Genomic DNA, 13,662 nt, shown 5'->3' with positions numbered 1-13,662 from the left:
GGATGCACGGCCGCTCTGGCGTCGCACACCTACCGCCGCACCGCATTGCCGCCGACCACCAGCTGCGCGAAGCGCTGTGCGCCGTCCGCCGACAGATCCGACGTCACCGCACGGGCATGATCGAGCCCAACCACGGCGCCGCGCGGGGTTTCCGAGATCATGTTGTTGTTGACGAGCGCGGTGCCTGCGCCGGACACCACGGAGACGCCGACGCCGGCCAGCGCCTTGCGGATCACGTTGCCCGTGATCGCGACGTCGCGCAGATATTTGCCCCAGCCGGCGACGATGCCATAGGACGGCGCGTTCTCGATCACATTGCCAGTCACGGAGCTGTCAGCCTCGACGTAGATGCCGACACCGGCATCGTCGTCGGGGGCGGTGCCGATCGGCCGCTTCGGGATCAGATTGCGGATGATGTTGCCCTGGACCACCGCGATGCGGCCGCCTTCGTTGAAATTGCAGACGGAGACGCCGACGGCGGCACCATCGACCGTGTTGTTGGCGATCACCGCGGCCTCGAACGCGAACTCCGAATAGAGCGCGACCTCGCGCACGTCGCTGACGCTGTTGCCTGATATGTGGATGTTCGAGGCCGAATTGCCGCGCACCGCCGAGTAATCGCAGTTCCTGATGCGATTGCCGCGCACGATCACGTTGCCGGCGCGAAACGCGTTGATGGCGTTGCCGTACTGGCCCGAGCCGCCGGGACCGGCCTTGATGTCCTCGATGCGGTTATCAGTGACCAGCGTGCCGTCATCGCCGATCGTGGTGCGCAGGATCTCGATGCCGTTGTCGTTGGTGCCGATGATGGTGTTGCGCGAGACGCTGAGGCCCCTGGCGTCGAATGAGACGACCGCCGTCACCGCAATGCTGGTAAAGATGTTGCCGGAGATGTCGCCCGTGACCTGCTCGAGCCAGATGCCGCTGCCGCCGGAGCCGGTGATCTCGCAATCGGTGATGCGGACGTCACGCCCGCCGAGGACATGGATCAGTCCGCGCCGCGTCGGAAGCGGAATGCCACCGCCATCGAAGCTGATGCCGGTCAGGCCGATCGAGTCCGACCGGTCACTCTGGATTGCCGCGGCTCCGCCGGTGAAGACGAATTTTGTCGCGCCGCGCACGCCGATCAGCTGGGCACCATTCGGCAATCGCAGCAATCCGCTCCGATAGATGCCGGGTGGCAGCGCCAGCGGCATCTGTGCCCGTGCAGCTTCGTCGATGGCGCGCTGGAGCACGCGGGTCTGGTCCTCGCTGCTGCCGGGCCGCACGCCGAATTGCGTGGCATCACGGCCGAGCAGGGATGTCAGCGGCGCCGCGCGCGCGGCGTCGGCCGGCACGGCGAGTGCGCCCGCGATGCCTGCGGTCGAAGCTCCGATGAGACGACGGCGGTTGAGGTCCATGACGCATCCTTCGGCGGACGCGGGAGGTCCGCGACCGACTAGGTAGCGCAGGGTGGCCGACGGCGCGGGGATTGTTCGCGGTAGGGTTAAATGTTTACCGCGGAGGCGGTGCCGTAGGGTGGGCAAAGCGCAAGCGTGCCCAACAAAGCCTATTCGAGGCGAAGTCGTGGGCACGGCGCAAGGGCGCCTTTGCCCACCCTACGAGACCTGCGGGTTCCGCCGCTTCCTCGCGAGCCCCACTATCTCCATCAGCATGGCCTCGCCGGCGTCCACCAGTTCTTCCAGCGTGATCCGCGGCGAACCCATGCGCCGAACAGCGCCGCTACGCGCGAGCAGGGGAATGTGGATGAACGCGGCAAGCTGCGGTCCGCCCGCCCTGACATTCTCGATCGCGCGCCAGCTGAGATAATTGCAGAGATAGGCCCCGGCATCGCGCGAGCGCGCGCGTCGATGCCGGTGAGGCGCGCGGCGCGCAGCAGTCTTGCCGTATGCGGACCGAACGTCATCGCGTCCGTATGGCCGGCGATGCCGCGCTTGCTGGAGCGGGTGTTGGCGGCATCGGGCCAGAGCATGGTGACGGCATTGCGGGCGCGGGTCTCGATGCGGAGGTAAGGCGTGCGCGCGGCGAGGCCGAACATCAGCAGCGCATCCGGCTTCTCTTTCGCGAGCACATCAGGCAATTGCCGGTCGACCGCGGCGTAGGTGACCGGGAAGATGTGGCTCGCGAGCGCGACATCGTCGAGGGCCGGACGGCGCAATTGCGCCAGCCGCGCGACCAGCGGCTGGGTCGGGTTATAGGGCGCGCCGGGAAACGGTCCGAAGCCGGTGAGGAGAATGCGGAGCTTTTCGCTCATTGCAGCAACTCCAGAATCTGCTCGGCGGCGAGTGCCGGCGTGAGATGGCCTTCAGCCACCTCAGCCTCGATCTTCCTGACTTTCGTACGCACCGACGCCTCGCTGCGCAGCCGCGCCAGCATGCGCTGCTCCAGCATCGACCACATCCATTTCACCTGCTGCTCGCGCCGCCGTGCAGCGAAATCGCCGGATGCATTCATCGCCTTGCGGTGATCCAGAACCTTCTGCCAGAGTTTTGCGATGCCGTCGCCGGTCAGCGCCGAATAGGTCTCGACCGGCGGGTGCCAATGCTCGGACCGGGGGCTGAGGATATGCAGCGCGCCGCGATAGTCGGCGGCGGTGATGTTGGCGCGCTTGAGATTGTCGCCGTCGGCCTTGTTGATCGCGATCATGTCGGCGAGCTCGACCAGGCCCTTCTTGATGCCTTGCAACTCGTCGCCGCCGCCCGGCAGCATCAGCGCGAGGAAGAAATCGGTCATGTCACAGACCGCGGTCTCGGACTGGCCGATGCCGACGGTCTCGACCAGCACGACGTCGAAGCCGGCGGCCTCGCACAACAGCATGGCCTCGCGCGTCTTGGCGGCGACGCCGCCGAGCGTGCCTGACGATGGCGAGGGGCGGATGAAGGCGTCATTGGAGGCCGATAGCCGCGCCATCCGCGTCTTGTCGCCGAGGATCGAGCCGCCGCTGCGCGCCGAGGACGGATCGACCGCGAGCACCGCGACCTTGTTGCCCTGTTCGATCAGGTACGTCCCGAGCACGTCGATGGTGGTGGACTTGCCGACCCCGGGGGAGCCGGTGATGCCGACGCGAACCGCCTTGCCGGTGTCGGGCAGCAGCATCTGCACCAGCTCGCGCGCCAGCGCCTGGTGGTCGCCGCGCCGGCTTTCCACCAGAGTGATGGCCCGGGCGAGGGCCGCGCGACTGCCGGAGCGCAAGTCGCGGGCGAGGGTTTTGATGTCGATGGATTTGCTACCGGTCATGATTGTCTTCGCGTCCAGCCGCTAGCGGCCCGACATGCGAATGTGTCTTTCAGCGCAAGATTTCAAAGGTGGAAGGTGGATTTGAATGATGTCCCAAACGATCTCGGCCTTCGTCATGTGGTAGGCATGACGAAGTAGATTTCCGAAGTCGATCATCTTGCGCCAATCGATCGCCGGCTCGGTTCGTTTTATCTCATCCGGGATGAATCTTGATGCCTCGCAGATGATCTCGAGAAGTCGTTCGATTGCCAGCCGGGCGGTTTTTTCAGAGACGAATTGATCGAATGTGAGGCCCTTCACGACACTTTCGATGTCAGTGATAGCTTCCAGAATATCTCGCAGCCGGTCTTCCACGGTCGGCGGCATTCAGAAGACCTCGACCAGATCATCCGCGATACGCTCGGCCATGCGCGGCTTCAGCAGGTCCCGTATCGATATCTGCGCTCGTAGGCCGACATGGTCCTCGATCAAATGCAGGACTCTAAAGTAGTCGAACCGCGGCGTTTCCTCGCGCGAGGTTGTCTCGACCAGCACGTCGAGGTCGCTGTCTGGCCGAGCGTCGCCGCGCGCGCGGGACCCGAACAGGTAAAGCCGGATGACACCTGCAGCCCTCAGGGCGGGAGCAAGCTCTCGGAGCTTCCCGACAAGCGTCTGGAGCGGAATGTCTGCGACGTCGGTCATGACCGGACACTAGCACAAGGCGACCGTCTGGCCCAGCATGGCGGAGCCGGCTGGACCCGCCCCCGGCGGGGCAGGCGAGGGCTGCCCGCCCCCTATCACCCGGGTGTTGCCGCCGCCGTCTGCACCGGCTTCACCTTGCGCCAGACCCACACCATCACCGGCCACAGCAGCGCGCCGATCGCCATGGCGGCGAGGATGGCGGCGACGGGGCGCTCGAAGAACGGCAGGATGCTGCCGTCCGACTTGATCAGCGAGGTCACGAAAGCCTGCTCGACCATGGTGCCCATGACGATGCCGAGCACCATTGCGGCGACGGGATAGCCGTTGGCCTCCATCACATAGCCGATCACGCCGAAGGCGGCGACGGTGACGACGCCGAACATGTTGTTGCCGATCGCGAACGAGCCGACCGCGCAGCAGAGCATGATGATCGGCATGATGGCGGAGCGCGGCGCCAGCAGGATGTAGGCGGCGATCCGGATCATGGCGATGCCGAGCGGGATCATCAGGATGTTCGCGATGATGAACATCAGATAGATCGCGTACATGCTCGACGCCTTCTCGGTGAACAGCGTCGGGCCGGGATTGAGGCCCTTCATGTAGAGCACGCCGATCGCGATCGCGGCGATGGTGTCACCGGGAATGCCGAACAGCAGCGACGGCACCCAGCCCGAGGCGATGCTGGCGTTGTTGCTGGCGCCGGCCTCGACCAGGCCCTCGACATGGCCGGTGCCGAATTTCTCCGGCTCCCTGGAGAAGCGCTTCGACATCGCGTAGGAGACCCAGGCGGCCATGTCGGCGCCGGCGCCGGGCAGCACGCCGATGATGATGCCGATGATGTTTCCACGCGTCATCTGCCAGTGATACTTCTTGGTCAGCTTCCACTGGCCGGCCATGATGCTTCCGAATTTTCGTCGCGGCAGCGGCGGCGGCTCGGGCGTCAGCATCGCGCGCATCACCTGCGCCACCGCGAACACGCCGACCAGCGCCGGGATCGGCTCGATGCCGCCGAACAAATCGGTGATGCCGAAGGTGAAGCGCGGCACGCCGCCGGGATTCTCGATGCCGATGCAGGACACCAGCAGGCCGAGGAACATGCCCGCGATCGCCTTCACCGGCGAGGAGCGCGCGACCAAGGTGGCGCACATCAGGCCGAGCAGCGCCAGCCAGAAATATTCGAAGGTCGAGAACGACAGCGCGATCTCGGCGAGCGGCGGCGCCAAGATCATCAGCGACAGCACGCCGGCGATGCCGCCGACGGCGGAGAACCAGACGCCGGCTCCCAGCGCCAGCTCGGCCTGGCCCTTGCGTGTCATGGCGTAGGCCTCGTCGGCATAGGCTGCCGAGGCCGGCGTGCCGGGAATGCGCAGCAGCGCGCCGGGAATGTCGCCGGAGAAGATCGCCATCGAGGAGGCCGCGACGATGGTCGCGATCGCCGCGATCGGCGACAGGTAGAAGGTGACGGGGACGAGCAGGGCGGTCGCCATCGTCGCCGACAGGCCCGGCAGCGAGCCGATGACGAGCCCGTACACGGAGGCTGCGAACATCGCGATGATGACCTCCCAGGTGGAGATCAGGGCGAATGCTTCAATCAGGGTCTTCAGCATGGGATCACCAGGGCGTCGGCAGCAGGCCGGCGGGGAGCGGCACGCGCAGCAGCTTGCCGAAGATGAGGTGGATGGCGAAGGGCGACAGCGCTGCGAGCGGCAGCGCCAGCTTCCACTTCGCCCCGAGCGCGGTCGAGGTGACATAGACCATGATCGCCGCGGTGATGATGAAGCCGAGCCGGTCGGCGGCGGCGACGTAGAACAGCAGCAGCGCCGGCGGCAGCAGGGCGCGCAGGCCGTAGAGCTTGCCCTGCGGCAGCGGTGCGGCGGCTTGGCCGTCTTCCAGTGGGATCAGCTCTTCCTCCTCCTCGAAGGAATGGCCGATGCCGAACACGATCGCGAGCCCGCACAGCGCAAGCCCGATACCGATCACGAGCGGAAATACGTTGGGGCCGACCGGCTGCCCCGGCACCGGCGGCAGGATCCAGCCGCCATAGGCTGAAGCCGCGCCGAGCACGACGAGAAACGATCCCGTGACGGAGTCGGGAAGACGCATGAGAGAGGTCCTGTCAGAATTCCGGGAAGTGCGCTCCCTCTCCCCGCATCCGCCTTCGCTGAAGCTTCGGCGGACAAGCGCGAGGAGAGGTGAAACGTCACGCCTTGCTCAGGCCGGCGGCCTTCATCGCCTCGCCCATCTGGGCGTCGCCCTTGTCCATGAAGCTTGCGAACTGACCGGCATCGCCCCACACCGTGCCGAAGCCGCGGTTGCTCATGAAGTCCTTGAACTCGGCGGAGTCGTAGACCTTCTTCAGCGCCGCGGTGAGCTTCGTTGCGATTTCCGGCGGCAGGTTCTTCGGTGCGCCGATGCCGCGCCAGGCGCCGGTCGCGTAGTCGATGCCCATCGCCTCCTTCAGCGTCGGCACATCCTTGAAGATCGGGTTGCGGGCGGGCGCCATGATGGCGAGGCTCCTCGCCTTGCCCGCCTCGATGATGGCGCGCGCTTCCGGCACCGAGCACGTCGTGAGGTCGAGGCCGCCGGCGGCAAGATCCTGCATCGCGGGCGCAGCTCCATTCGACGGTACCCAGGCGACTTGGTTGGCGGGCAGGCCCATCGCCTGCATCCAGCCGACCAGCGCGAGATGCCAGATGCCGCCCTGGCCGGTGCCCGACGCCTTGAACTTGCCGGGGGGCGCCGCCTTGATGGCTTCGGCGAGCTCCTTGACGGTCTTGTAGGGCGAGGAGGAGGAGACCTGGATGCCCGGCGGGTCCTCGTTCATCAGCGCCAGCGGCGTGTAGCTCTTCGGCGTCAGCTCGGTAAGGCCCTGCCAGTGCATCATCGAGATTTCGACGGTGAGCATGCCGATCGTGTAGCCGTCCGGTTGCGCGGTCGCGATCGCGCTATGGCCGACCACGCCTGAACCGCCGGTGCGGTTGACGACGTTGAAGGGCTGGCCGAGATCCTTTTCCAGCAGGGCTGCGACAATGCGCGCAGTCGCGTCGGTGCCGCCACCGGCGCCCCAGGGCACGATCACGGTGACCGGGCGCGCCGGATAGGCCTGTGCGCGTGCTGGTGTGAGACCGAATGCTGCGGATGCGGCAATCGCGGCGGAAGAGGCCGCAAAAGTGCGGCGCGAGATCTTGGACATGAATGCCTCCCAGCGGCGCCCGTGACATCGGGCGCTCTTGTCAATGAAGGCATTCTAGTCGGCTTTGCGGCGCCGCTGCAAGGTAGCGCTACCACAGCGCTGTGAGCAATCTGTCGCTGCTCAAAACATCATCACTGCGGCTCTTCCGCATCGCCCTTCGGCCGCGCGCCGCCGAAGATGCGCATGCCTTCCGCCGTGAGATAGGTCTTCAGCGTTCCCCACGGCACGAAGGCGACATATTCGCCCTCGGCGTAGGGGCCGACCGCGTAAGGCGGATAGTGGTAGGTGAGCCCGGAACTCTTGCCCGCTTCGGTTGAAGGCGCAAGCGTCACCGCGCCGATCTTGAGCAGGCTCGGCTCGACGCTCTTGAACCATTCGTCGGTCGCGGTCTCGCTGGTGTCGCGCTTCTTCTTCTCGGCTCTCAGCGAGGCGATCACGGCTTTCACCATCGCCTTCATGGTCGCGCCGTTGTCGACGGTCTCGGTGAAGAACGGGCGGATCGAGATGCGCTTGTGCTGGGTCTTGTCCCAAAGGATCGTGTTCACGTCCGAATTGGGATGCGCGCCATGGGTGTCCATGTAGTCGTTGCGCAGGACGCTGACATAGCGATCGGCGACAACGGAGCGGATCGCATATTTGCGTTCGAAATCCCAGCCGCCGTCCTTGAAGAACTGCGGATCTTCCTTGCGCGAGGCGGCAGCCTCGGCCGCGTTCTTGTCGAGCCACTTCCTGCCGTCTGAAAGGCAATCCGCCGCCAGCGCCGCATCAGCCTTGATCCTGTCGTCGAGGAAGACGCGGGCGTCGATGCTCTTGGTCTTGACGACGGCGTCGGGCTTGGGGTCCGCGGCGAGGGCGGAGACGACGCACGTTGCGCTAAGCGCCATGGCGACGCTCAAACCGATCATGAACTTCAAGGGGAGTGCTCCTTACGTGAGCGTCAGAATATTTCGAGGATGTGGTCTGCGATCTGCTGCGCAGAGTGGGGGGAGGCGGAGCGCCGGACGGTCGCCTGCGCCTGCAAGCCGGTCGCATCCTCGATGATCTGCTCGACATCGATCAGGTTGAGCAGCGAGAAAGAGGCCTCCGGTTCGACCTCGACCAGGACATCGATGTCGCTGTGCGGGTGATAATCGTCGCCGGCCCGCGTGCCGAGGATGGCGAGCTTCGAGACGCCCTTGGCTTTGATGGCATCAGCGTTCTGGCGTATCGCAGCGATGAGCTCATCACGTGTCATGGAGACAATCCGGCCGGTGATGCGGCCAGCGTATCATCTACTCCGCCGCCTCGCTATGCCCGAGCCGGGCATTCAGCTTGCGGATCAGCTCCTCGGCGGCTTCCGCGATCACCGTGCCCGGCGGGAAGATCGCCTCGGCCCCGGCGGCGTAGAGCGCATCGTAATCCTGCGGCGGCACCACGCCGCCGATGATGATCATGATGTCGTCGCGGCCCTGTTTCTTCAGCGCGGCCTTGAGTTCAGGCACTGCGGTGAGATGGGCGGCGGCGAGCGAGGAAACGCCGAGGATGTGCACGTCGTTCTCGACCGCCTGCCGCGCAGCTTCGTCGGCAGTTGCAAACAGCGGCCCGATGTCGACGTCGAAGCCGATGTCGGCGAAGGCCGAGGCAATCACCTTCTGGCCGCGGTCGTGGCCGTCCTGGCCGATCTTGGCGACCAGGATGCGCGGCCGGCGGCCTTCCGCCTCCTCGAAGGCGTCGATCAGCGCCTGAACCTTCTCGACCTGGTTACCCATGCTGGACGCCTCCCGCTTGTAGACGCCGGTGATGGATTTGATCTCGGCGCGGTGCCGGCCGAACACCTTTTCCATCGCGTCCGAGATTTCGCCGACGGTCGCCTTCGCCCGTGCCGCGTCGATTGCGAGCGCGAGCAGATTGCCGTTGCCTTCGCCGGCCGAGCGCGTCAGCGCGGCAAGCGCCGCGTCGACGTCGGTCTGGTTGCGCTCGGATTTCAGCCGCGTCAGCTTGTCGATCTGGAGGCGGCGGACATTGGTGTTGTCGACCTTGAGGATGTCGATGGGAGCCTCATCCGTCGGCTTGTACTTGTTGACGCCGATCACCGCCTGCTTGCCGGCATCAATGCGGGCCTGGGTTTTGGCCGAGGCCTCCTCGATGCGCAGCTTCGGCACGCCGGCCTCGATGGCCTTGGCCATGCCGCCAAGCTCCTCGACCTCCTGGATGTGGCCCCACGCCTTCGCGGCGAGATCACGCGTCAGCCGCTCGACATAATACGAGCCGCCCCAGGGATCGATGATGCGGGTGGTGCCGCTCTCCTGCTGCAGGAAGAGCTGGGTGTTGCGGGCGATGCGCGCCGAGAAGTCGGTCGGCAGCGCCAAGGCCTCGTCGAGCGCGTTGGTGTGCAGCGACTGGGTGTGGCCTTGCGTCGCCGCCATCGCCTCCACCGTCGTGCGCATCACATTGTTGAACACGTCCTGCGCGGTCAGCGACCAGCCGGAGGTCTGACAATGCGTGCGCAGCGAGAGCGAGCGCGGATCCCTAGGGTTGAAAGGCTTCAAGAGCTTCGCCCAGAGCAGGCGCGCGGCGCGCATCTTGGCGACTTCCATGAAGAAGTTCATGCCGATCGCCCAGAAGAATGACAGGCGCGGCGCGAAGCGGTCGACATCCAGGCCCGCGGCAAGGCCGGCGCGGAGATATTCGACGCCGTCGGCGAGCGTATAGGCGAGCTCGAGATCCTGCGTCGCGCCGGCCTCCTGCATGTGATAGCCGGAGATCGAGATCGAATTGTACTTCGGCATCTTCGTGGAGGTGTAGGCGAAGATGTCCGAGATGATCCGCATCGAGGGCGCGGGCGGATAGATATAGGTGTTGCGCACCATGAACTCTTTCAGAATGTCGTTCTGAATCGTCCCTGAGAGCTTCTCCGGCGGCACACCCTGTTCGCCGGCGGCGGCCACATATAGCGCGAGGATCGGCAGCACCGCGCCGTTCATGGTCATGGACACGCTCATCTGGTCGAGCGGAATGCCTGCGAACAGCGTGCGCATGTCGTAGATGGAATCGATCGCAACACCGGCCATGCCGACGTCGCCGCCGACGCGCGGATGATCAGAGTCATAGCCGCGGTGGGTGGCGAGGTCGAAGGCGACTGAGAGGCCCTTCTGTCCTGCCGCGAGATTGCGGCGGTAGAACGCGTTGGAATCCTCCGCCGTGGAGAAGCCGGCATATTGCCTGACGGTCCAGGGCTGGTTGACATACATGGTCGGGTAGGGGCCGCGCAGGTAGGGCGCGATGCCCGGATAGGTCTCGAGGAAATCGAGCCCGGCAAGATCGGCCTCGCCATAGGCGGGTTTCACCAGAATGCCTTCAGGCGTCAGCCACGGCTCGGCGCTGCCTGATGGCGCGGCGGTCGCGGCGCGCTCGAAGGCGACGTCGGCGAAATTGGGAATGCGGCTCATTCCTTGGATTCCTCAAACCTGCGATTGCGCTCGATCAGTCTCTGCACATTTTTCTTGTAGATGGGATCGTCGATGCGGCTCTTGGTCATCGCACCAGTTCCGGCCCAGAGCAGCCGCGCGAGTTCGACCTTCCACTCTATCAAAGCCCGCAACAGTCCTCCGAGCACCCGCAGCATGTTATAGCCTATCATAGTTGCAGCCTCGACGCGGCGGCCATCAATCATGATCCGGATGCTGATGGCTGACGATGGTCGCCATCTTCTCCGGTCCGTAATTCTGCTGCGTGGTCTGGCTCGGCAGGTTGGCGATGCCGACCACCCAGCCGAGACGGGACTCGGTGCCGAACTGTCGCGCCGGTATGATCTGGTCGGGCCGGTCGAAGGCGCCGGTCATGATCTCGATCCGGTCACCGTCGATGCGGCCAAAGCTCAGCGGCGTGCCGCAGGCGGCGCAATAGCCGCGATCGGCGATCGAGGAAGAGCGGAAGAACGACGGCTGCCCCTTGGTCCAGGCGAAATCCGTCCGGTTGATGTCGGCGAAGGACGCGAACGGCGCGCCGCTCGCCTTCTGGCACATCCGGCAATGGCAGATCGAAACCCGGTTCGGGGTTGCCGAAATCGCAAAGCGCACCGCGCCGCATTGGCAGCCGCCGGTGAAAACTGGTTTGCCCGCTTCGCTCATGCCTGCTCCATCCGTCGGTAAGCGTCTTGCAGTGTCGCAAGCGCATCGCCTCCGGCGAAGACAAAACCCGTGACGCCGGCCGCACGGAGTGCCGCCTCGGCATCAGTCGGACGGCCTGCCAGATAGATATGTCGCGCGCCTGCCGTTTGCAGGGCCTTCGCCGCGGCGTCGGCGTGTTCCGCATAGACCTTGTCGCTGGAACAAAGACAGGCAAGCTCGGCGCCGGAGGCATTGAATGCGGCGGCCAATTTGGCCGGATCGGCAAAACCCTCGCTGTCGACGGCCTGGATGCCGCCGGCCTCGAACAAGCTCTTGGCAAAGGTCGCCCGTGCCGTGAAATCGGCGGGCGTGCCGAGATTGGCCAGAAACACCTTTGGCCGCGCGCCGCGCGCCTTCAGCGCCGCATCGGATTTGTCGCGCAGCGCCTCGAACGGTTCCGCCAGCCGGATCGGCGGCAGCGCATCGAACTTGTACTTCTGCTCGCCATAAGGCGCGAGCGCGACCGGCGTCGCCTTCAGCACGGCCGTTTCGCTCTCATGCAGGTTGGGAAACTCGCTGGCGCCTGTCAGCACGTCGCGGCGCTTTGCGATATTGGCGTCGCGCGCCTTTCGAGCGGCTGCGACCTTGCTCTGGAACAGGCCTTGCTGAAGCGCGGCGAAGGCGCCGCCGGCTTTCTCGCTGTCCTGGAACAGCGCCCAGGCGGCCTCGCAAAGCTGCGCCGTCAATGTCTCGATGCCGCCTGCGCCGGCGGCGGGATCGCTGACCTTGGCGAGGTTGCTTTCCTCCAGCAGCAGGGCTTGCGTATTCCGCGCCACGCGCCGCGCGAACGGATCGGGCAGCCCGAGCGCCAGCGTATGCGGCAGCACGGTGATCGCGTTGGCGCCGGCGAGACCGGCCGCGAACGTCGCGATGGTCGCGCGCAGCATGTTCACGTAGGGATCGCGCTGCGTCAGCATGCGCCAGGCCGTATCGGCGGCAATGAAGAGCGGCTTCGGCGTCAGCCCGCACGCCGTCTCGACGCGCGCCCACAGCAGCCGCAGCGCGCGGAATTTTGCCATGGTCAAGAATTGGTCGGCATCCGCGGCCAGCCGCGCGTAGACCATCCCCTGTGCCTGCTCCAGCGGAACGCCGGCGCCTTCGATCGCGCGCAGATAGGCCACGCCGCAGGCGAGCACGAACGCGAGCTCCTGCACCTCGGAGCCGCCGGCATCGTGGATCACGCGCCCGTCGGCGGACGCGAACGGGCCCTTGAAGCCGAGCGCGGCGAGACCCTTGATGGCGCCGGTGACAGCCGGAACGATCTCGTCCCATGTGTAGGGGCTGTGACCCCACACCGCGCCGGCCGCGAGCGGATCGAGCCCGAAGCGGATGTTGCAGGCGGCGGGATCGAGGCCGCTGCTCTTCACATATTCCGCGACATGGATCGCCGCCATCCGCGATTGCGGACCGATCTGGAGTTCGACGTCGATGCCGGCATCGAGATGAATATCCTTGAAGACCTTTGCGACCGCATCGGCCGAAGGTTCCAGCCCGAACCCGTGAGCGCCACTGCCGCCGGCGAACACCAGCGCGAGACCCGTCGCGCCATTTTCGAGATCGGTCAGCGCCTGCGCGTTCGCGGCCACCGCATCGGGATGGTCGATCCGCTGCATGATCTGCCACGGCGCGGCGGCAGGCCGTCCCACCACGGGCGCAACGCCCTTGGCGCGGGGATAGAGCGGGTCGATCTTGAGGCCGTCATAAGTCTTGCCGACCAGCTTCTCGAACGGCGCGCCCTTCAGCACGCCGTCGACCAGCTTGCGCCAGTCGTCGACGGTCGCCTTGGGAAAATCGGCCGCCAGCGGCAGGTCGTCAGTCACGGAGGTCATACGGCCAAGGGCTCCCAAAAATCTTGTTGTTCGCAGGCGAAATTGCCACGACCGGCCGTCGCTGCAAACGGTTGTTTTTGGTTAACCGGTATCCGGAAGCCGCTCAATGCCTTGCGTCGAGACGCTGGCAAGCCCGTCACGCACACGAATGCCCGAGATCACGCGGTCGGGCGCGATTTCAGCCAGCGGCACCAGCACGAAGGCGCGCTCGAACAGGCGCGGATGCGGCAAGGTCAGGTCGGGCTTCTGGAGCGACACATCGTCATAGGCGATCATGTCGAGATCGAGCGTGCGCGGGCCCCATTGCCGCTCCTTGTCCCGCGTGCGGCCGAATTTCTGCTCGACCTTCTGCATCACGAACAAGAGCGCATGCGGATCGAGGCTGGTCTCGATCTCGACGCAGGCATTGATGAAGGGATCCTGGTCCTCATCGCCCCAGGGCGGCGTCGCATAGTCCGAGGAGCGCGCGATCAGCGCGGCTTGCGCCATGCCTGAGATGTGCGCGATCGCCTTCCGGAACGTCGCGCGGACATCGCCGACATTGCCGCCGAGTGCGATCAGCACGCTTGCCATA

The 13,662-nt window shown here is 65.6% G+C and carries 14 protein-coding genes and 1 pseudogene; all 15 read right to left on the bottom strand.

The features are described 5' to 3' along the window. Positions 1-29: 29 nt before the first annotated feature. Positions 30-1,400, bottom strand: a complete 1,371-nt coding sequence (locus OWC48_RS04570) for a TIGR03808 family TAT-translocated repetitive protein (RefSeq protein WP_282518868.1) — start codon at positions 1,398-1,400, stop codon at positions 30-32. A gap of 198 nt (positions 1,401-1,598) precedes the next feature. Continuing rightward, positions 1,599-2,254: pseudogene (locus OWC48_RS04565) on the bottom strand (pyroglutamyl-peptidase I). Then, positions 2,251-3,237 (bottom strand): methylmalonyl Co-A mutase-associated GTPase MeaB, encoded by a 987-nt coding sequence (gene meaB, locus OWC48_RS04560; RefSeq protein WP_282518867.1) that lies wholly within the window; start codon positions 3,235-3,237, stop codon positions 2,251-2,253. The pseudogene OWC48_RS04565 and the gene meaB overlap by 4 nt, the downstream one beginning before the upstream one ends. A gap of 21 nt (positions 3,238-3,258) precedes the next feature. Continuing rightward, positions 3,259-3,603: a DUF86 domain-containing protein gene (locus OWC48_RS04555; RefSeq protein ID WP_282518866.1), complete on the bottom strand. Its 345-nt coding sequence runs from the start codon at positions 3,601-3,603 to the stop codon at positions 3,259-3,261. Next, the gene (locus OWC48_RS04550) at positions 3,604-3,918 is read right to left on the bottom strand and encodes a nucleotidyltransferase family protein (protein WP_282518865.1); all 315 of its coding nucleotides are present in this window, start codon (positions 3,916-3,918) and stop codon (positions 3,604-3,606) included. Positions 3,919-4,013: 95 nt separating this feature from the next. Further along, positions 4,014-5,525 carry a tripartite tricarboxylate transporter permease gene (locus OWC48_RS04545; protein ID WP_282518864.1) on the bottom strand — a complete coding sequence of 504 codons (1,512 nt, stop codon included), beginning with the start codon at positions 5,523-5,525 and terminating at the stop codon, positions 4,014-4,016. Positions 5,526-5,529: 4 nt separating this feature from the next. Further along, positions 5,530-6,021, bottom strand: coding sequence for a tripartite tricarboxylate transporter TctB family protein (locus OWC48_RS04540; RefSeq protein ID WP_282518863.1), 492 nt, complete (start codon positions 6,019-6,021; stop codon positions 5,530-5,532). Between the two features lie 97 nt (positions 6,022-6,118). Beyond that, entirely contained in the window at positions 6,119-7,111 is a 993-nt protein-coding gene (locus tag OWC48_RS04535) for a tripartite tricarboxylate transporter substrate binding protein (protein WP_028146998.1), read from the bottom strand. Between the two features lie 131 nt (positions 7,112-7,242). Continuing rightward, positions 7,243-8,016, bottom strand: coding sequence for an RsiV family protein (locus OWC48_RS04530; RefSeq protein ID WP_282518972.1), 774 nt, complete (start codon positions 8,014-8,016; stop codon positions 7,243-7,245). A 32-nt stretch (positions 8,017-8,048) separates the two neighbouring features. Then, on the bottom strand, positions 8,049-8,345 hold the full coding sequence (locus OWC48_RS04525; protein WP_282518862.1) for a nucleotidyltransferase family protein: 297 nt from the start codon (positions 8,343-8,345) through the stop codon (positions 8,049-8,051). Between the two features lie 37 nt (positions 8,346-8,382). Next, a complete protein-coding gene (gene scpA / locus OWC48_RS04520; protein WP_282518861.1) occupies positions 8,383-10,539 on the bottom strand; it encodes a methylmalonyl-CoA mutase in 2,157 nt (718 codons plus the stop codon). Then, a complete protein-coding gene (locus tag OWC48_RS04515) occupies positions 10,536-10,763 on the bottom strand; it encodes a hypothetical protein (RefSeq protein ID WP_282518860.1) in 228 nt (75 codons plus the stop codon). The genes scpA and OWC48_RS04515 overlap by 4 nt, the downstream gene beginning before the upstream one ends. Further along, positions 10,756-11,220 carry a GFA family protein gene (locus tag OWC48_RS04510; protein WP_282518859.1) on the bottom strand — a complete coding sequence of 155 codons (465 nt, stop codon included), beginning with the start codon at positions 11,218-11,220 and terminating at the stop codon, positions 10,756-10,758. The genes OWC48_RS04515 and OWC48_RS04510 overlap by 8 nt, the downstream gene beginning before the upstream one ends. Beyond that, positions 11,217-13,088 carry a methylmalonyl-CoA mutase family protein gene (locus OWC48_RS04505; protein ID WP_282518858.1) on the bottom strand — a complete coding sequence of 624 codons (1,872 nt, stop codon included), beginning with the start codon at positions 13,086-13,088 and terminating at the stop codon, positions 11,217-11,219. Before OWC48_RS04505 ends, OWC48_RS04510 begins: the two co-directional genes overlap by 4 nt. An 81-nt stretch (positions 13,089-13,169) precedes the next feature. Next, positions 13,170-13,661 carry a 2-amino-4-hydroxy-6-hydroxymethyldihydropteridine diphosphokinase gene (gene folK / locus OWC48_RS04500; RefSeq protein WP_282518857.1) on the bottom strand — a complete coding sequence of 164 codons (492 nt, stop codon included), beginning with the start codon at positions 13,659-13,661 and terminating at the stop codon, positions 13,170-13,172. Position 13,662: the final 1 nt, after the last annotated feature.

The organism is Bradyrhizobium sp. Arg816 (assembly GCF_029989365.1).
In the GTDB taxonomy this organism is placed as follows: Bacteria; Pseudomonadota; Alphaproteobacteria; order Rhizobiales; family Xanthobacteraceae; genus Bradyrhizobium.
Note: the sequence above shows the minus strand (reverse complement) of the source record. Positions and strands in the feature narration are given on the sequence as shown.

Coding starts and splice junctions, on each gene's coding strand:
- OWC48_RS04570 (WP_282518868.1), bottom strand. CDS start 1,400: ATGGACCTCAACCGCCGTCGTCTCATCGGAGCTTCGACCGCAGGCATC.
- meaB (WP_282518867.1), bottom strand. CDS start 3,237: ATGACCGGTAGCAAATCCATCGACATCAAAACCCTCGCCCGCGACTTG.
- OWC48_RS04555 (WP_282518866.1), bottom strand. CDS start 3,603: ATGCCGCCGACCGTGGAAGACCGGCTGCGAGATATTCTGGAAGCTATC.
- OWC48_RS04550 (WP_282518865.1), bottom strand. CDS start 3,918: ATGACCGACGTCGCAGACATTCCGCTCCAGACGCTTGTCGGGAAGCTC.
- OWC48_RS04545 (WP_282518864.1), bottom strand. CDS start 5,525: ATGCTGAAGACCCTGATTGAAGCATTCGCCCTGATCTCCACCTGGGAG.
- OWC48_RS04540 (WP_282518863.1), bottom strand. CDS start 6,021: ATGCGTCTTCCCGACTCCGTCACGGGATCGTTTCTCGTCGTGCTCGGC.
- OWC48_RS04535 (WP_028146998.1), bottom strand. CDS start 7,111: ATGTCCAAGATCTCGCGCCGCACTTTTGCGGCCTCTTCCGCCGCGATT.
- OWC48_RS04530 (WP_282518972.1), bottom strand. CDS start 8,016: ATGATCGGTTTGAGCGTCGCCATGGCGCTTAGCGCAACGTGCGTCGTC.
- OWC48_RS04525 (WP_282518862.1), bottom strand. CDS start 8,345: ATGACACGTGATGAGCTCATCGCTGCGATACGCCAGAACGCTGATGCC.
- scpA (WP_282518861.1), bottom strand. CDS start 10,539: ATGAGCCGCATTCCCAATTTCGCCGACGTCGCCTTCGAGCGCGCCGCG.
- OWC48_RS04515 (WP_282518860.1), bottom strand. CDS start 10,763: ATGATTGATGGCCGCCGCGTCGAGGCTGCAACTATGATAGGCTATAAC.
- OWC48_RS04510 (WP_282518859.1), bottom strand. CDS start 11,220: ATGAGCGAAGCGGGCAAACCAGTTTTCACCGGCGGCTGCCAATGCGGC.
- OWC48_RS04505 (WP_282518858.1), bottom strand. CDS start 13,088: ATGACCTCCGTGACTGACGACCTGCCGCTGGCGGCCGATTTTCCCAAG.
- folK (WP_282518857.1), bottom strand. CDS start 13,661: ATGGCAAGCGTGCTGATCGCACTCGGCGGCAATGTCGGCGATGTCCGC.